We start from the raw sequence: 18,276 nt of genomic DNA on the forward strand, positions 1-18,276 counted from the left end.
ATTGATAATGATTCTCGAAGCCAATATCATCCCTGGCCGGAATCATCGTCCCCGAGAATCGTGTACAGGGGACTCGCGCGATTGAGGAGTCGATCCACCGCCATGAACAGACGATTGCTGAAACGGGCCCTCGCCGTCCTGGTGCTGTTGCCGCTGCTGCTGGGCGGCTGCGGCGAACCGGTCCCCGAGGAGGGGCAGGGGGCCAAGGTCGGGGTGCTGCTGGTCAACCACGGCTCGCACTCGAAGAACTGGCGCGACATGCTGGTCGATGTCGAGGAATCGGTGCGCGATCGCATCATGGCCGATGGCCGGATCGCCGAGGTGCGTACCGCCTTCATGGAGTACAACGAACCCTCGATCGGCACCCAGATGCGCGCCTTCGACGAGGCCGGGTTCGACGAGGTGATCGTGGTGCCGCTGTTTCTCACCGTCAGCTCGCACTCGCTCGACGACATCCCCACCATCCTCGGCATGAAGGCCGACCCCAAGGTCATGGCCAAGCTCGCCGAGGAGGAGATCGAACTCTATCGCCCCCGGGCGCGTGTCACCCTGACCCCGATGCTCGACTTCTCCTCGCTGCTGAAGAAGAACCTGCTGCGCCGCACCCAGGCGCTCGTCGGCGAGACCGAGGACACCGGGGTGGTGCTGGTGGCCTACGGCGATGCCAGTTACAACCAGCAGTGGGAGGCCCTGGTCGGCGACATCGGGCGTTATCTCAAGCTCAAGGCGGGCATCGACACCGTCGCCTATGCCTGGTGCGGGCACCTGGTCGACTACTCGCCCGAGCCGACCCTGCGCGCCATCGAGCAGGTGCTGGAGCTGGAGGACCGGGCGGCGGTGCTGCCGGTGCTGGTCGCCGTCGACCCCGCCTTCCAGGACGACATCATCGGCGAGGCGGTGGCGCAGAGTCCGGAGGGCAGCCGGATACGCTATGCCGGCGACGCCATCCTCCCCGATGCCGGTCTCAACGACTGGGTGGTCGAGATCGTGAGGCAGACCCTCGATGGTGGCGCTTGAGCGGCTCGGCCGCCGTCGGGTCGCCGCGACCCTGCTGCTCGTCGTGCTCGTCGCCGTGCTGTGGGCGCGCGCCGAGCCGGTCGAGACCGGTCCGGCCTTCCGCATCGACCCCGTCGATCCGGCACACGCGCAGCCGCGGCTGATCGGCCGGACGGACGAGGCGGCGAGCACGGGGTTCGGGCTGATGAGCGGCGCGGTCCCCACCCGGGGACACGGCTATGCGCTGCTCGGTGCCGCCGAGTCGGCGCCGAGCGGCTTCGGCCTGCTCGGCGGCGATGATCCGGCACGCGTTGCTCCGGGCGAGGCCGCCGCCGCGTTGGCCGCGCGCGCCGAGGCCGGCGACCCGGACGGCTATCGCGCGCTGGCGCAGGCCACCGAGGGGCTGCCGCTCGCCGAGCGGCGCGATCGCGCCGGGCGCTATCGCGGGGTCTATCTCGACAACCTCGGGCTCGACAGCCGGGTGCGCGGCTTCGCCGGGCCGCTGCACATCGGCGTCTATCTCGATGCCGAGGGCGGGGTGCGCGAGCTGGTGCTACTGGAGTCGCGCGAGACCCCGAGCTATCTGCACCGGGTCGAGCGCGCCGGGTTCTACGATCGCGCCCGCGCCGTCGAGATCGCCCCGGGGTTGCAACGGATCGACGCGGTGAGCGGCGCGACCCTGACCTCGCAGGCGCTGGTGCGCGCCCTCGACGAGCTGATCGACAGCGCCGCGCCGGCGCTCGACGAGCATCTCGACCGTCCGGCCCAGGGCTTCGCCCTGGAGGCGCCGCTCTCCGATCGCTGGGTCTGGCAGCTGGCGCTGCTCCTGGTGCTGTTCGCGCTCGTCTGGCAGCGGCGCTGGCGGCTGGAGCGGACCGAGCGAACCCTGCTCGGGTTGATCAGCCTGGTGACGCTCGGCTTCCTGTTCAACCTCGGCTTCACCTATCTCAACCTGCTCCATCCGCTGCTCGGTGTCTCGGTCTCGGCGCTGGTCGGTGGCTATGCCGTGCTGGTGCTGCTCGGCGCGATCTGGGACGACAACACCTATTGTCGTCACCTCTGTCCCTTCGGTCAGGCACAACGGCTGGTGGCGCGTCTCGACCGGCGCTCGCGCTGGCGTCGCTGGCCGCTCGGCGCTCGCACGATGTACTGGCTGCGGCTGGTGCTGGCGGCGGTGCTGATCGGCGGGGTGGTGCTCGGTGTCGAGCGCTGGAGCGGGTTCGAGCTGTTCCCCGACCTGTTCGCGCTCGATGTCGCGTCACTGTGGTTCCTGCTCGCGCTCTTTCTGGTGCTGCGGGTCGCGGCCTGGGTGCCGATGCTGTGGTGTCGGCTGCTCTGTCCGACCGGCGCGGTGCTCGATCTGGTCGCGCGCGCGGTGCGTCCGTCGCGCCGTGGCGCCGGGGTGCGGGTTGCCGCGCCCGTGCCGCAGACGCTGTCTGAGAGATCCTGATCCATCCCGACGCCAGCCTCCACGCCAGCGATGTCGGCCCTGTCTTCGAGGTGATCCATGATGTCCCAATCCGCATCGCTCCCGCGGCTGGTCGGTTGCTGCGCGCTGGCCGCGCTCGCCCAGCCGCTGGCCGCCGAGCCCCGCCTGCCGACCATCTCGGTGGTGGCCACCGGCACCGAGCGCGCCGTCGACACCCTGCCCGAGTCGGTCAGCGTGGTCGAGCGCGACCAGCTCGAGCGCAACCAGCCGAGCACCGTCGGCGAGGTGCTCGAGACCCTGCCCAACGTCGCCCTCGGCGGCGGTCCGCGCCCGGCCGGGCAGCAGCTGACCATCCGCGGCATCGGCGACAGCCGGCTGCTCTATCTGATCGACGGGGTGCGGCAGAACTTCTCGCGCTCGCACAGCGCGCGGATCTTCGTCGAGCCCGAGCTGCTCGAACGCGTCGAGGTGCTGCGTGGCCCGGCCTCGGCGCTCTGGGGCAGCGGCGCGATCGGCGGGGTGGTGGCGTTGCAGACCCGGGAGGCGGCCGATCTGCTGCGCCCGGGGCAGCGCATCGGCGGACTGGTCAAGACCGGCTATCAGGACGTCAACGACGAGTGGCTGGGGGCGGCGGCGGTCTATGGCGCGCCGACCGACGGGCTCGACTACCTGCTCAATCTCTCCTACCGCGAGGCCGGTGACGTTGCCCTCGGCAACGGCGAGGATCTCGATCACTCCGGCTACGAACGGCTCTCCGGGCTCGGCAAGCTCAACTGGACCCCGGACGGGGTCAACCACTTCGGGCTCTCGCTGATGGGCGGCGCGCTCTCCGGCGAGGTGCCGTCGAACGCCCAGATCGCCGCCACCGCCGAGGATCTGCTCGATCGCGACATCCAGCAGACCAATCTGGCGCTGCGCTATCGTCACGCCTCGCCGGATCAGCCCTGGTTCAACCCGTCGCTGACCCTCTATCGCAACCTCACCGACATCGACGAGACCCGGCTGCACGACGGTCGCGAGGACGAGACCGAGATCGAGACCCTGGGGGGCGACCTGCGCAACCAGATGCACTTCTCCGGCGAGGGCGCCCTGGCGCAGCTGGTGAGCTACGGCCTCGAGTGGCATCGCGACAGCGTCGAGGCCCGCCGCGACGGCGCGCCGCGCACCAGCTACCCCGACGGCGAGGGCGAGGTGCTCGGGCTCTTTCTCCAGGACGAGATCATGATCGGCGAGCGCTGGACGCTGATCCCCGGGGTGCGCTGGGACCGCTACACCCGCGAGAGCGACGACGCGACGCTGGAGGATCACGACGACAGCGCCTTCTCGGCCAAGCTCGGGGTGGATGTCGCCGTCACCGACTGGCTGTCGCTGCAGGCGAGCTACAACGAGGCCTTCCGTGCCCCCGGCGTCTCCGAGCTCTATGTCTCCGGGACCCATTTCAGCTGTGGTCGCGGCTGCCAGAACCTGTTCGTGCCCAACCCCGATCTCGAACCCGAGAAGGCGCACAACAAGGAGATCGGCATCCGGCTGCATCGCGACGACCTGTTCGCTCCGGGCGATCATGCCCGCTTCCAGGCGCGCGCCTTCCGCAACGACGTCGACGACTTCATCGACCAGATCGTGCAGTTCGTCTTCTATCCGGTACCGGGCAACCCGCAGCGCGGTGGGGTGACGAGCTTCCGCAACGTCGACTCGGCCAAGCTCGAGGGCTTCGAGCTGGAGGCCGGGTACGACGCCGGGCGCTGGTTCGCCAACGCCTTCTTCGCCCGCACCCGGGGCGAGGACAAGACCAGTGGCGAGCCGCTCTCGAGCGTACAGCCCGACACCTGGCAGTTCGAGACCGGGCTGCGACTGCCTGAACACCGGGTCGAGCTGGGCTGGCGCGCGCGCTTCGTCGCCGAGCAGGACCGGGTGCCGGTCGACGGCACGCCCGCCGACGCCTATCAGCTCCACGACCTGTGGCTGACCTGGCGCCCGCACCGCGATCTCACCCTCGATCTCGGCATCGACAACCTGTTCGACGAGGATTATCTGCCCTATCTCTCCGCGCTCGAGGGACCGGGCCGCAACCTCAAGGCGACCCTGAGCTATCGCTTCTGAGATCACGCGCCACCCCGCGCCGCGGCGACGGCGCGGGGCGGGGGCGTGTCAGACCAGATCGAAACGATCGGCGTTCATCACCTTGGTCCAGGCGGCGACGAAGTCGTGGACGAACTTCTCGCGGTTGTCGTCCTGGGCGTAGACCTCGGCATAGGCGCGCAGGATGGCGTTGGAGCCGAACACCAGGTCGACCCGGGTCGCAGTCCAGCGCAGCTCGCCGCTGGCGCGCTCACGGATCTCGTAGCGGTTCTCGCCCGCCGACTCCCAGCGATAGGCCATGTCGGTGAGATTGACGAAGAAGTCGTTGCTCAACACCCCGACGCGATCGGTGAACACCCCGTGGCGGGTGCCGCCGTGGTTGGTGCCGAGCACCCGCATGCCGCCGATCAGCACCGTCATCTCGGGGGCGGTGAGGCCCATCAGCTGGGTGCGGTCGAGCAGCAGCTCCTCGGGGCTGACGGTGTCGTCCTGCTTGAGCCAGTTGCGGTAGCCGTCGTGGACGGGTTCGAGTGGCGCGAAGGAGTCGGCGTCGGTCATCTCCGCGCTGGCGTCGCCGCGACCGCGGGCGAAGGGCACGTGGATCTCGAACCCGGCGGCGCGCGCCGCCTGCTCGACCCCGACGTTGCCGGCGAGCACGATGGTGTCGGCGAGGCTCGCGCCGGACGCCTTGGCGATGCCCTCGAGCACCCCGAGCACCCGGCCCAGGCGCTCGGGCTCGTTACCCGGCCAGTCCTTCTGCGGCGCGAGCCGGATGCGCGCGCCATTGGCGCCGCCGCGCAGGTCGGAGCCGCGGAAGGTGCGGGCGCTGTCCCAGGCGGTGGCGACCAGCTCGCCGATCCCGAGGCCGCTCTCGGTGATCCGCGCCTTGACCTCCTCGACGTCGTAGTCGGTCGGGCCGGCGGGGATCGGGTCCTGCCAGATCAGGTCCTCGGCGGGGACGTCGGGGCCGATATAGCGCGCCTTGGGACCCATGTCGCGATGGGTGAGCTTGAACCAGGCGCGGGCGAAGACCTCGGAGAAGTACGCCGGGTCCTGGTGGAAGCGCTCGGCGATCTTGCGGTAGGCCGGGTCCATCTTCATCGCCATGTCGGCGTCGGTCATGATCGGGGTGCGTCGGATCGACGGGTCCTCGACGTCGACCGGACGGTCGGCCTCGGCGATCTCGACCGGCTGCCACTGCCAGGCCCCGGCCGGGCTCTTCGCCAGCGCCCACTCGTGACCCAGCAGCATGGCGAAGTAGCCCTCGTCCCAGCGCGTCGGGTGGGTCGTCCAGGCGCCCTCGATGCCGCTGGTGACCGCGTCGCGACCGATCCCCCGGGTGGTCTTGTTGATCCAGCCGAGCCCCTGGTCCTCGGGCGCGGCGGCCTCGGGCTCGGGGCCGAGCAGGGCGGCATCACCGTTGCCGTGACACTTGCCGACGGTGTGACCGCCGGCGGTGAGGGCGACGGTCTCCTCGTCGTCCATCGCCATGCGGGCGAAGGTCTCGCGCACGTCCTGCGCGGTGCGCAGCGGGTCGGGGTTGCCGTCGACCCCCTCGGGGTTGACGTAGATCAGCCCCATCATCACCGCCGCCAGCGGGTTCTCCAGGTCGCGTTCGCCGGAGTAGCGGCTCTCGGGGTTGTCCGTGGGGGCCAGCCAGTCCTTCTCCGAGCCCCAGTAGATGTCCTGCTCGGGGTGCCAGATGTCCTCGCGCCCGAAGGCGAAGCCGAAGGTCTTGAGCCCCATCGACTCATAGGCGATGGTGCCGGCGAGCACGATCAGGTCGGCCCAGCTCACGCGGTTGCCGTACTTCTTCTTGATCGGCCACAGCAGGCGGCGCGCCTTGTCGAGGTTGACGTTGTCCGGCCAGCTGTTGAGCGGGGCGAAGCGCTGGTTGCCGGTGCCGGCGCCGCCGCGCCCGTCGGCGATGCGATAGCTGCCGGCGGCGTGCCAGGCCATGCGGATCATCAGCCCGCCATAGTGTCCCCAGTCGGCGGGCCACCACGCCTGGCTGTCGGTCATCAGCGCGTGCAGGTCGCGCTTGAGGCCCTCGACGTCGAGCTGTTCGAGCGCCTTGCGATAGTCGAAGTCCGCGCCCATCGGGTCGCTCTTGCGGTCGTGCTGGTGGAGGATGTCGAGATTGAGCGCCTTCGGCCACCAGTCCATGTTGGTGGCGCCCACGGTGGTGTTCGCGCCGTGCATCACCGGACACGTGCCGGTCCCCTGGGTCGTCTGCTGGTTCATCGCGGCTCTCCGTTCGTGGATGCGTCGATTGGAATGCACCGCCGTCGCGGCGTGTGCGGTATGGCATCAGCGTAGGAGGCGGGGCGATCGGGCGCTAATCGTTTGGCCGCATGCGATTCATCGGCAATAGCGATCAGGTTGGTCTTTATGATTTGTGTTGATGCGCAAATCGTGCGGACCGCTCGGGCGCGGACCGGCCAGGGGCGAGGCGAACGCGCGGCAGTGGCGGGAGGGGGCAGGGCCACGGCCCGCCGCGCGGCGGGTCGTGGGTGGGGACGGAGGGCTCAGCGGTCCTCGAAGCACGCCTCGCGCTTGGCGATGAAGGCGGCCATGCCCTCGCGCCGGTCGTGGGTGGCGAAGGCGGCGTGAAACACCCGCCGCTCGAAGCGCACGCCCTCGGTGAGCCCGACCTCGAAGGCGCGATTGACGCTCTCCTTGAGCATCATGCTGATCGGGATCGACTTGGCGGCGATCAGCCGCGCGGTGTCGAGCGCCTCGTCGAGCAGCCGGGCGGCGGGCACGACGCGCGCGACCAGACCGTAGCGCTCGGCCTCGGCGGCGTCGATCAGCCGTCCGGTGAGACACATCTCCATCGCCCTGGACTTGCCCACGGCGCGGGTCAGGCGCTGGGTGCCGCCCATCCCCGGCAGCACCCCCAGGTTGGTCTCCGGCAGGCCGAACCGCGCGCCCTCGCCGGCGAGGATGATGTCGCACATCAGCGCCAGCTCGAAGCCGCCGCCGAGGGCGAAGCCGTTGACCGCGGCGATGATCGGCTTGCGCCGGGCGGCGATGCGGTCGCTGTCGCCGCAGAGGTCGTCGACATAGGTCTGGGGATAGCCGAGATCGGCGATCTCCTTGACGTCGGCGCCGGCGGCGAAGGCCCGCTCCGAGCCGGTGATGACGATACAGCCGATCCGCGGGTTGGCCTCCAGGTCGTCGAGCGCGTGGTTGAGTTCGCGGATCAACCGGGCGTCGAGTGCGTTGAGCGCCTCCGGGCGCTCGAGGGTGATCAGACCGACGCGGTCGTGGATCTGTAGCTGGATGGGACGATCGCTCATGGGGCGGCTCCTGCTCAGAGATTGCGCGAGATCACCAGACGCTGGATGTCGCTGGTGCCCTCGTAGATCTGACAGACACGGACGTCGCGATAGATGCGCTCGATCGGGAAGTCGCTGAGATAGCCGTAGCCGCCGAGCGTCTGCAGCGCCGAGGAGCAGACCCGCTCGGCCATCTCCGAGGCGAACAGCTTGGCCATCGAGGCCTCCACCAGCGCCGGTTGATCGGCATCGCGCAGGGCCGCGGCGTGGTGCACCATCTGGCGGGCGACGGCGATCTGGGTGGCCATGTCGGCGAGCCGGAAGGCCACCGCCTGGTGCTCGATGATCGGCTTGCCGAAGCTCTCGCGCTCGCGGGCGTAGTCGCGCGCGGCCTCGAAGGCGGCGCGCGCCATGCCGACGGACTGCGCGGCGATGCCGATGCGCCCGCCCTCGAGGTTGGCCAGGGCGATGCGGTAGCCCTCGCCCTCGGCGCCGAGCCGATTCTCGACCGGGACCCGCACCCCCTCGAGCAGGAGCTGGCAGGTGTCCGAGGCGCGCTGGCCGAGCTTGTCCTCGACCCGGCTGACGCTGTAGCCGGGGCTGTCGGTGGGCACGATGAAGGCGCTGATACCGCGCTTGCCGGCCGCCGCGTCGGTGACGGCGAAGATGATCACCACCCCGGCGCTACGCCCCGAGGTGATGAACTGCTTGCAGCCGTCGAGCACGTAGTGATCGCCCTCGCGACGCGCCCGGGTCTTGAGCTGGCGCGCGTCGGAGCCGGCCTGGGGCTCGCTCAGGGCGAAGGCGCCGAGCAGCTCGCCGCTGGCCATGGGGGTGAGGAAGCGGTCTTTCTGGGCAGCGTCGCCGAAGCGCAGGATCGGCATGCAGCTCACCGAGTTGTGCACGCTCATGATGGTCGAGCAGGCGCCGTCGCCGGCGGCGATCTCCTCGAGCGCCATGGCATAGGCGAGATAGCCGGTGTCGCTGCCGCCCCACTGCTCGGGCACCAGCATGCCGAGAAAGCCGAGTGCTCCCATCTCGGCGATGGCCGCCTCGGGGAAGCGGTGCTCGCGGTCCCACTCGGCGGCGAAGGGGGCGAGACGCTTCTGCGCGAACTGACGCGCGGCCTCGCCGAGCAGGCGTTGTTCTTCGTTGGGCAGCATGGGCCGGATCCTCCTACAGACACTCGATGGCCATCGCGGTGGCCTCGCCGCCGCCGATGCACAGACTCGCCACGCCGCGCCTCAGACCGCGCTGGCGCAGTGCCGCGAGCAGGGTGACCAGGATGCGCGCGCCCGAGGCGCCGATCGGGTGACCGAGGGCGCAGGCGCCGCCGTGGACGTTGACCTTGTCGTGGGGGATGGCGAGTTTCTGCATCGCCACCAGGGTGACCACCGCGAAGGCCTCGTTGATCTCGAACAGGTCGACCGTGTCGAGCGACCAGCCGGTCTTGTGCATCAGCCGCTCGATCGCGCCGATCGGCGCCTCCGGGAAGCGCGCCGGGGCGTCGGCGAAGGCGGCGTGGCCGTGGATCACCGCCAGCGGCGCCAGCCCGCGGCGCTCGGCCTCGGCGCGGCGCATCAGGATCAGCGCGGCGGCGCCGTCGGAGATCGAACTCGAATTGGCGGCGGTGACGGTGCCACCCTCGCGAAACGCCGGTCGCAACCCGGGGATCTTGTCGAGCCGGGCGCGCGGCGGTTGCTCGTCGTCGACGATCAGCCGCTGTTCCTTGCCGATGCGCACCTGCAGCGGGGTGATCTCGTCGCCGAAGCGCCCGTCGTCGATCGCCCGCTGGGCGCGGGTCAGCGACTCGATGGCGAAGGCGTCCTGGGTCTCGCGGTCGAGCCCGTTGGCCGCGGCGCAGTCCTCGGCGAAGGTGCCCATCAGCCGGCCCTTGTCGTAGGCGTCTTCCAAGCCGTCGAGGAACATGTGGTCGAGCACCCGGCCATGCCCCATGCGATAGCCGCCGCGGGCGCGATCGAGCAGATAGGGGGCGTTGGACATGCTCTCCATGCCCCCGGCAACCACCACCTCGGCGCTGCCGGCGAGCAGCATGTCGTGGCCGTGGATGGCCGCCGCCATGCCCGAGCCGCACATCTTGTTGATGGTGGTGCAGCGTGTCGACTGATCCAGCCCGGCGCCGAGCGCGGCCTGACGCGCCGGTGCCTGGCCCAGCCCGGCGGGCAGCACGCAGCCGAACAGCACCTCGTCGATACTGTCGGCGCTGATGCCGGCGCGCTCGACGGCGGCGCCGATCGCGGCGCTGCCGAGCTGCGGGGCGGTGAGCCCGCCGAGCACGCCCTGGAAGCCGCCCATCGGGGTGCGGGCGGCGCTGACGATGACGATCGGGTCCTGGTCCATCATGACGACTCCTTTATCTGGCGGCCATGCGCAAGGCACCGTCGAGACGGATCACCTCGCCGTTGAGCATGGGGTTGGTGACGATCGTGCGGACCAGCGCGGCGTACTCGGCCGGGCGCCCGAGCCGGGGCGGGAAGGGCACGCCGGCGGCGAGCGAGGCGCGCACCTCCTCGCTCATCCCGGCCATCATCGGGGTCTCGAAGATGCCCGGGGCGATGGTCATCACGCGGATGCCGAAGCGCGCCAGCTCGCGCGCCGCCGGCAGGGTGAGGCTGGCGACGGCGCCCTTGGAGGCGGCATAGGCGGCCTGGCCGATCTGGCCGTCGGCGGCGGCGATCGAGCCGGTGTTGACGATCAGCCCGCGCTCGCCGTCGGCGTCGGGCGCGTTCTCGGCGATCAGCGGCGCGGCCAGGCGCATCAGGTTGAAGCTGCCGATGAGGTTGATGTCGATCACCCGACGAAACCCGTCCAGGGCGTGCGGGCCCCGGCGACCGAGGATCTTCTCGCCGTGCGCGACCCCGGCGCAGTTGATCAGCCCGTGCAGGGCGCCGTGGGCGGCGAGGGTGTCCTGGAGCGCGGCCTCGACCGCGGCCTCGTCACGGATGTCGGCGCGGCTGGCGCGACAGCCGAGTTGCTCGGCGCGCTCGGCCAGCGCCGCGGCGTCGATGTCGAGCAGCATCACCCGCGCGCCGGCGCCGATCAGCATCTCGGCGGTGGCCGCGCCCAGCCCGGAGGCCCCGCCGCTGACGAGAAAGACCTTGTCTTCGATCTGCATCCTGCTCTCCTTCTTTCCTTCAGGCCGAGGCGGCGTGCGCCTCGGCGGGGTGCCCGGTGGTCGCCTCGCGCATCCTGGCGATCTCCTGGTTGCGCAGGATGAAGCGCTGCAGCTTGCCGCTGGAGGTCTTGGGCAGCTCGGCGACGAACTCGATCTCGCGCGGATAGGCGTGCGCGGCCAGGCGCTCGCGCACGTGCCGGCGCAGCTCCTCGGCCAGCGCCGCGGTTTGGGCCTCGACCTCTGCCGGGCTCAGCTCGGGCGCCGGTTCATGGTCCGGGCCGAGCACCACGAAGGCCTTGACCACCTCGGTGCGCTCCGGGTCGGGCTTGCCGACCACCGCCGCCTCGACCACCGCCGGATGCTCGATCAGCGCGCTCTCGATGTCGAAGGGCCCGACGCGATAGCCCGAGGTGGTGATGACGTCGTCGCTGCGCCCGACGAAGCTGATGCTGCCGTCCGGGTTGAGTTCCACGGTGTCGCCGCTGAGGTAGTAGTCGCCGATGAAGGCGTTGGTCGGCGCGTTGAGATAGCCGCCGAACCAGAACAGCGGCGACTGGCTGCGATCGAGCGCGAGGATGCCCGGCTGGCCCGGCGGCAGCTCGCGTTGTTGTTCGTCGAGCACGACGATGCGATGTCCCGGCGAGGCGAACCCGGCCGAGCCGAGATGCACCGGATGGCGCAGCGCGTGGTGGTTGCACAGCACCATGCCGAGTTCGGTCTGGCCGTAGTGGTCGTGGATGACCACATCGAGCTGGCGCGCGAACCAGCGGATCACCTCCGGGTTCAGCGGCTCGCCGGCGCTGCTGACCACGCGCAGCCGACCGCGCGCCGCCGCGGCGAAGGTCTCGCCCCCGGCGATCAGCAGCCGATAGGCGGTGGGGGAGCCGGCGAGGTTGGTGATGCCGTACTTCTCGATCACCCGGCTGGTGCTCTCGACCGTGAAGGGGCCCTCATAGAAGGTCGTCGCGTGCCCCAGCGACAGCGGACCGGTGACGCCGAAGTAGACGCCATAGGCCCAGCCCGGATCGGCGATGTTCCAGAAGGCGTCGTCGGGGCGCAGGTCCACCGCGTCGCGCATATAGCCCTGGAAGGCGACGATCGCCTTCAGCGGCACGTGCAGCGCCTTGGCCGGTCCGGTGGTGCCGGAGGTGAACATCAGCAGGAAGGGGGCCTCGCCGTCGAGCATCACCGGTGCGCAGTCGCTCGAGTGCTGTTCGAGCACGGTCCAGAAGTCGTGATCCCGTCCATTCGTTGGGGTGTCGATGGTGACGACCTGGGGCGTGGCCTCGATACCCTCGAGCTTGGCGCGGTTGTGGCCGTCGGTGATCACCACCCTGGCCCCCGAGGTGGTCAACCGGTAGTCGATCGCCTTGGGCCCGAAGGCGGTAAAGAGCGGCTGGTAGACGGCGCCGAGACGCCAGGTGGCGAGCACGGTGATCAGCAGCTCGACCCGGCGCGGCAGCAGCCCGGCGACGGTGTCGCCCTGGCCGACGCCCTGCGCGCGCAGGAAGTTGGCCAGCCGTGCGGCGCGGTCCCTGAGTTCGGCGAAGGTATGGGTCGCGCTGCGGCCGTCCTCGCCCTCCCAGAACAGGGCGATGTCGTCGGAGTCGGCATGTCGGTCGCAGCACTCGATACAGGCATTGAGCGCCCTGAGGCTGCCCGAGAGCGCCGCCTCGGCGGTCCCTCGATGATCGAACTGCGTGATCGCTGCTTGGTAGTCGCGCATCGCCGGTGTCCCCCGCGTCCTTTTGGTGATTGGGATCGATCCGCATGGAGCATGCGGTCATGCCGTCGTGATACTGGCGTGGCGCGGGTTGGCGGACAATGGTCGAAGGGCTCAAGTTGTCTGAGCGATTTGAACAAAGGGGATGGATTTGTCGATTATTCGAATATGCTGATGGGCTGGGGCGCGCTCGGGTCGATGGGCGGGCGTCGGGCGCGCTGGGTGCGGGCTGGTGGCCGGGATCAGTCCGTGGCGTCGAGGATCAGGCTGCGATAGTGCCCCGGGTTCGAGCCACACCACTTGCGGAAGGCCTTGTAGAAGGAGCTGACATCGGCAAAGCCCAGCCGCTCGGCGATCTCGGCGAAACCGAGCTGCGGCTCGGCCAGCCAGCCGATGGCCAGCTCCTTGCGCACGCCGTCCTTGAGCCCCTGATAGGTCTGTCCCTCCTCGGCGAGACGCCGCCGCAGGGTCGAGGTCGACATGTGCAGCCGCTGCGCCAGGACCTCGGCCCGCGGCCACTGCTCGGCGGGCAGCTGGCGCAGATCGTTGCGGATCCGGCTCGCCAGGCTCTGCGGGTCGCGGTACTTGACCAGGATGTTGGCCGGGGCCTGGGCGAGGAAGTGCGCGAGTTCGGCCTCGCTGCGCCTGACCGGCAGGTCCAGACAGTCGGCCGAGACGATCATCCGCGTGCGCGGCTGGTCGAAACGCAGGTTCTCCGAGAACATCACCCGGTAGTCGTCGCAGAACGCCGGCGCCGGGCAGCGCAGATCGATCGCCAGGATCGGGATCCGTCGCCCCGACAGCCAGCAGGCCGCGCCGTGCACGATCATCCAATAGGTGAAATAGGTGAAGGCCCGGCGGGGAGGGGCGTCCCCCTCGTGCAGCACGATCTCCGCCAACCCCTGCTGGCGCACCAGCCGCGCCGACATCGCATCGAGCATCAGCGACAGGAAGGCCAGCGCCGAGGCCAGCGCCGCCTCGAGCGTCTCCTGCGCCATCGACGAGCGACAGAGGAAGGCCAGGCTGCCGCACTTCAACCGACGCGGGTTCATGCCGAAGAACTCGTCGTCGAGACGCCGCGCGAGCAGCCGCCACAGCCGGCCATAGGCGGCGGCCGAGACGCGGGCGTCGTTGCACGTCCAGCGCGCGGGATCGATACCGGCCGCGGCCAGCAGCGCATCGGTGGGCGCGCCCGGTTCGCAGCACTGTTGCAGCGCCTCGCGAACCAGCTGCATGGAGATGGTGTCCTTCTCGGGGGGCTTGCGTAACGGCATGCGCTGACCGGGTGTCCTGACTCGGGCCGACCCCGATGGTACAACATGGCCGAGGTGGTGCCGTAGGGTGGGGCTTCGCGATAACTCGATAACTGGGTGTCCCTTTCCCTCCTTTCCCTCCTTCCTCGCGATAACTCGGTAACTGGGTGTCCCTTAGTAACTGGGTGTCCCTTAGTAACTGGTTCTCCTTAGTAACTGGTTCTTTCTTCCGGGTGTCCTTTTTTTCTTCCCCCTTTACTCAGTACGGCCAAGCCGGACGCATGAGCGCGTCCCGCCTCGATGCCGAGGCGGGACGTGTTCATCCCCTCAGAGTGATCCGATGCTGATGTTGAAATGATTGGCGCAGGGCGTCTGTGGGCTGAAGAGCACCGCCACCGGCAGCAGCGATCCCTTGGCCGAGCAGGTCTGGAGCGTGGCGCCGCTCAGCGAGACGTGAGCGCCCTGCATCTGCGGTCCACCCATCCACCAGTTGTTGGTTGTGGTGAAACTGCCCTGGGCGATGAGGATGTCCTTGCAGGTGATCTGCTTGTCGCCGATCTGCATCTCCAGTGTGCCCTCGACGGCGAAGTTCAGCTCGTCGGGGAAGTTGCCCTTGCTGTCACACGCCAGGGTCTGCCCCGGTCCCGCGTTCACCGCGTCCTTGAACCATTGCGCCACCGCCTTCGTCTTGTGGCGTCCCGCCTTGACCACGATCCGTGCCTCTTCCCCGTCCTTGCTCACCCCGGAAGTGACGCCGCTGTAGGGCTGACCTTTGCTTACCGAGTGACCGGTCTCGGTGAACTCGAAGCTCTTCACCCCGGTGATGGCGAAGAAGACCTCGTTGTCGTGCTCGGTGGTCGCCTGCAGCGGCGCCGAGAGCATCAGCGCCAGGGCGCCGGGTGTGGAGAGTCGTCGCAACATGCGGGTCGGTTTCATCGGTGTCTTCCATCCATTGAATGTCATCTGTGGTGGGGAGAACGGCCGCTCCAGGTCGTCTGCTCGAACCCAGGGGATTACGAGCCGGACGGCCTGCCTGGTCGATGTGCGTGTGACGAGGAGAAATGAAACCGTGCGGCGACACCTTTCGTCGCCCGGTGAACGGGCAGAGATCGGCTAGGTGTGCGGGGGCCTGTCTCGATCGGATCGGGGCGGGATCCCTGCGCCGGTCCCCAAGGGCCATCGATATCGAGCAGGAGCTGAAAATGGCATTGATCGTGCATGCAGACTCACATGCGGGGCCGTTCAATGCCGTCACTGGGGAAATTGATGATCGATTGTCACTTTTCTCTCATCGAAGAATGTCCCTTTTCTCACAACTTTCTTGAACTGATGGATGAAGAAGCGGGGGAAGCGCCGTCAGGGCCATTCTGCCGATCCGGAACCCTCTGAATGGAAGGCCTGCTCGTGTCGTCAAAACCGAAAATCAAAGAGTTGCTCGTCGAGAGCGCCTGCGAACACAACAAGGGCCACAAGAAAGGACCTTGCAACACGCCCACGCCCGGGGCCACCACCGGCGGTTGCGCCCTCGACGGCGCGCAGATCGCCCTGTTTCCCTTCGCCGATGCCGCCCACCTGATCCATGGTCCCATGTCCTGCGTCGGCGGGGCCTGGGAGACGCGTCTGACCCCGACGAGCTGGCCCGGTCGCGACCTGACCCAGACCGGCTTCGCCACCGACATCAACACCAACGATGTCGTCTTCAGCGGCGAGAAGAAGCTGGCCGAGGCGATCGACCATGTCATCACGCACTATGCGCCCGAGGCCGTCTTCGTCTACTCGACCTGTGTCACCGCGCTGACCGGGGATGACATCGACGCCGTCTGCAGGCAGGGCAGCGAGAGACACGGCACGCCCTGCGTGCCGGTGCATGCCCCCGGCTTCGTCGGCGCCAAGAATCTGGGCAGTCGCATCGCCGGGGAGGCGGTGCTGCGCCACCTGATCGGGACCAAGGAGCCGGAGGACACCACCCCCTTCGACATCAACCTGATCGGCGAGCACAACAACACCGGCGAGCTGTGGCGTTACCGTCATCTGCTCGAAGAGCTCGGCATCCGCGTGCGCTCGACCTTCAGCGGCGACGGTCGCATCGCCAGCATCCGCACCGCCCATCGCGCCAAGCTCAATGTGATCGTCTGCGCCAAGTCGCTGATCTCCATGACCCGCAAGATGGAGGAACAATATGGGATTCCCTGGATCTCCTGCTCCTTCTACGGCATGACCGATACCTCGAACAGCATCCTGGCCATCGCCGAGGCGCTGGGCGATGCCGACCTGATCGCCCGCACCCGCGCGCTGATCGCCCGCGAGGAGGCGCGACTGGAGGAGAAGCTGATCCCCTACCGGGCGGTCTTCGCCGGCAAGAAGGCGGTGCTCAACACCGGCGGCAACAAGTCCTGGTCGATCGCCTCGGCGTTGCAGGATCTGGGCATCGAGGTGGTGGCGACCTCGGTGCGCAAGTCGACCGAGGCCGACAAGGCCAAGGCGCGTCAATACCTCGGCGAGGACGCCATCCTGATGACCAGCCCGGCGAGTCAGCAGGCGCAGGTGATCGACGACACCGGGGCCCATCTGCTCCTGGCCGGCGGTCGCTCGCTCTATACCGCGATCAAGAAGCGGATCGCCTTCACCGACGTCAATCAGGAGAAGAAGAAGAGCTACGGCGGTTACGACGGGCTCCTGGTCCTCGCCGAGGACCTCAAGAACTCACTGCAGAATCCGGTCTTCGAACTGGTCGACAGGAAGGCACCATGGCAGAAGTAAGACGCAAGACGGGCAAGCCGTTGCAGGTCAACCCGCATAAACTCTCGCAGCCGATGGGTGCGACCCTGGCGTTCCTCGGCGTCGACCGCTGCATGCCGCTGATGCACGGCGCGCAGGGCTGCGCGAGCTTCACCAAGGTGATGTTCACCCGTCATTTCTGCGAGCCCATCGCCCTGCAGACGACCGCCGTGACCGATGTGACGGCGGTGCTGGATGGCGGCGACTACAGCATCACCGAGTCGATCAAGAACATCGGCGACAAGGTCTCCCCGGCGTTGATCGGCGTGCATACCACCGGGCTGACCGAGACCAAGGGGGACGACCTCCGCGGCGTCGCCAGCAAGATCGAGGCCCCCCTGGTCTATGTGAATACCCCCGACTACCAGGGCGGGCTGGAGAGCGGCTGGACGCTGACCGTCCAGGCGCTGATCGAGCAGCTCACCGAGCCGTGCGAGCGCACCGACGCGCGCAAGGTCGTCCTGGTCCCCCACGTCAGCATGCAGCCGATCGAGGTGGAGAAGCTGCGTGAGTTCATCGAGGCATTCGGCTTCGAGGTCGTCGCCGTGCCCGATCTGTCCTCTTCCCTCGACAATCACCTGGGGGAGAAACAGGCGTCGCTGAGCGGTGGCGGGGTGACGGTCGCCGAACTCGAGGGGCTGGCGGACGCGGGTGCGGTCGTCACCGTCGGGGCCTCGGTCAAGCCCGTCGGCGCGACCCTGCAGAAGAAGAATCCGGCCATCCGGCATCGACACTTCGACCATGTGAGCGGTCTGGTCGGGACCGACGAGCTGGTCGCCTGGCTGCTCGAGACGAGCGCTCGGGACACCCCTCCGGCGGTGGTGGAGCGCTGGCGCAAGCGCCTTCAGGACGCCATGCTCGACAGCCATTTCTCCATCGGACAGACCCGCTTCCTGCTGGTCGCCGAGCCCGATCACCTGGCGGCCATGGCAGCCTCCTTGCGCGAGGTGGGCGGCAAGGTCGCCCTGGCGATCGCCACGGTCGACTCACCGGTCCTCGGCGACATCGAGGCCGATCGGGTGATCGTCGGAGACCTCGAGGATGCCGAGCAGCTGCGCGACGACTACGACATCATCATCGGCAACTTCCACACCGAGGCCCTGGCGCACCGGGTGGGAAAGCGCGCGGTGATGCGCGGCTTCCCCAACTATGAGGAGATCGGCAGCGCCCTGAAGAATGACGTGCTCTACGAGGGCGGGGCCTACTTCCTCTTTGACATCGCCAATGCCGCCGAGCGGATGCGGGAGTCGGAGGTTCACCACGCGCGTGAACGGATCAAGCAGCAGGGGGCCGCCGCCTGACGCGCGATCCCGTCACCAAGCGCGCGGTTCATCCGATGGGGCGCGGGCCTCGATCGGGTGAGCCGCGCGGTGAGATTCGCTGCTGGCGCCGTGATCCGCTGATCGCGGCGCCAGATCGAGCGGGGCAGGGCAGCGCCCGATTGCGAAACCTCAGCGTAAGCCCGCCCGAGAAGCGCCGATAATCCCGACAAGAATCATTGCTCCGCGAAGCGGCCGCTGCTCGCCCTATGGTCGAGCGCGCCAGCAGGCAGGTCGCGCTTGAAGTCGTACCCGCTTGGGTCCGCTTGCCCGATCCGCATC

General features: G+C 68.7%; 13 protein-coding genes. 5 read left to right on the forward strand and 8 right to left on the reverse strand.

Going from position 1 to position 18,276, the window contains the following annotated elements:
- Nucleotides 1-102: 102 nt before the first annotated feature.
- The 3 genes from EBL84_RS11475 to EBL84_RS11485 are packed head-to-tail and all read left to right on the forward strand — an operon-like array spanning nt 103 to nt 4,525.
- Nucleotides 103-1,017: a sirohydrochlorin chelatase gene (locus tag EBL84_RS11475; protein ID WP_123140939.1), complete on the forward strand. Its 915-nt coding sequence runs from the start codon at nt 103-105 to the stop codon at nt 1,015-1,017.
- On the forward strand, nt 1,004-2,446 hold the full coding sequence (locus EBL84_RS11480; protein ID WP_123140940.1) for an FMN-binding protein: 1,443 nt from the start codon (nt 1,004-1,006) through the stop codon (nt 2,444-2,446). Before EBL84_RS11475 ends, EBL84_RS11480 begins: the two co-directional genes overlap by 14 nt.
- A 60-nt stretch (nt 2,447-2,506) precedes the next feature.
- On the forward strand, nt 2,507-4,525 hold the full coding sequence (locus tag EBL84_RS11485; RefSeq protein WP_123140962.1) for a TonB-dependent hemoglobin/transferrin/lactoferrin family receptor: 2,019 nt from the start codon (nt 2,507-2,509) through the stop codon (nt 4,523-4,525).
- A 48-nt stretch (nt 4,526-4,573) separates the two neighbouring features.
- On the opposite strand, the gene katG is transcribed toward EBL84_RS11485, so the two are convergent.
- The 8 genes from katG to EBL84_RS11525 form a co-directional block, all read right to left on the reverse strand.
- Nucleotides 4,574-6,748, reverse strand: coding sequence for a catalase/peroxidase HPI (gene katG, locus EBL84_RS11490; RefSeq protein ID WP_123140941.1), 2,175 nt, complete (start codon nt 6,746-6,748; stop codon nt 4,574-4,576).
- A 284-nt stretch (nt 6,749-7,032) separates the two neighbouring features.
- A complete protein-coding gene (locus tag EBL84_RS11495) occupies nt 7,033-7,806 on the reverse strand; it encodes an enoyl-CoA hydratase-related protein (RefSeq protein ID WP_123140942.1) in 774 nt (257 codons plus the stop codon).
- Between the two features lie 14 nt (nt 7,807-7,820).
- Nucleotides 7,821-8,948 (reverse strand): acyl-CoA dehydrogenase, encoded by a 1,128-nt coding sequence (locus EBL84_RS11500; RefSeq protein WP_123140943.1) that lies wholly within the window; start codon nt 8,946-8,948, stop codon nt 7,821-7,823.
- 13 nt (nt 8,949-8,961) lie between these two features.
- On the reverse strand, nt 8,962-10,149 hold the full coding sequence (locus tag EBL84_RS11505) for an acetyl-CoA C-acyltransferase (protein WP_190287945.1): 1,188 nt from the start codon (nt 10,147-10,149) through the stop codon (nt 8,962-8,964).
- A 10-nt stretch (nt 10,150-10,159) separates the two neighbouring features.
- A complete protein-coding gene (locus EBL84_RS11510) occupies nt 10,160-10,921 on the reverse strand; it encodes an SDR family NAD(P)-dependent oxidoreductase (protein ID WP_123140945.1) in 762 nt (253 codons plus the stop codon).
- 19 nt (nt 10,922-10,940) lie between these two features.
- Nucleotides 10,941-12,647 carry an AMP-binding protein gene (locus tag EBL84_RS11515; protein ID WP_123140946.1) on the reverse strand — a complete coding sequence of 569 codons (1,707 nt, stop codon included), beginning with the start codon at nt 12,645-12,647 and terminating at the stop codon, nt 10,941-10,943.
- A gap of 239 nt (nt 12,648-12,886) precedes the next feature.
- The gene (locus EBL84_RS11520; RefSeq protein ID WP_123140947.1) at nt 12,887-13,918 is read right to left on the reverse strand and encodes an AraC family transcriptional regulator; all 1,032 of its coding nucleotides are present in this window, start codon (nt 13,916-13,918) and stop codon (nt 12,887-12,889) included.
- A gap of 306 nt (nt 13,919-14,224) precedes the next feature.
- Nucleotides 14,225-14,833, reverse strand: coding sequence for a hypothetical protein (locus tag EBL84_RS11525; protein ID WP_123140948.1), 609 nt, complete (start codon nt 14,831-14,833; stop codon nt 14,225-14,227).
- A gap of 495 nt (nt 14,834-15,328) precedes the next feature.
- Between EBL84_RS11525 and nifE the strand changes: the two genes are divergently transcribed.
- Together nifE and nifN are read left to right on the forward strand one after the other, a co-directional pair.
- Nucleotides 15,329-16,657, forward strand: a complete 1,329-nt coding sequence (gene nifE, locus EBL84_RS11530) for a nitrogenase iron-molybdenum cofactor biosynthesis protein NifE (RefSeq protein WP_255420156.1) — start codon at nt 15,329-15,331, stop codon at nt 16,655-16,657.
- Nucleotides 16,645-17,976, forward strand: coding sequence for a nitrogenase iron-molybdenum cofactor biosynthesis protein NifN (gene nifN, locus EBL84_RS11535; protein WP_123140950.1), 1,332 nt, complete (start codon nt 16,645-16,647; stop codon nt 17,974-17,976). The genes nifE and nifN overlap by 13 nt, the downstream gene beginning before the upstream one ends.
- The last annotated feature ends 300 nt before the right edge of the window (nt 17,977-18,276 follow it).

It is taken from the genome of Marichromatium sp. AB31 (assembly GCF_003718685.1).
In the GTDB taxonomy this organism is placed as follows: domain Bacteria; phylum Pseudomonadota; class Gammaproteobacteria; order Chromatiales; family Chromatiaceae; genus Marichromatium; species Marichromatium gracile.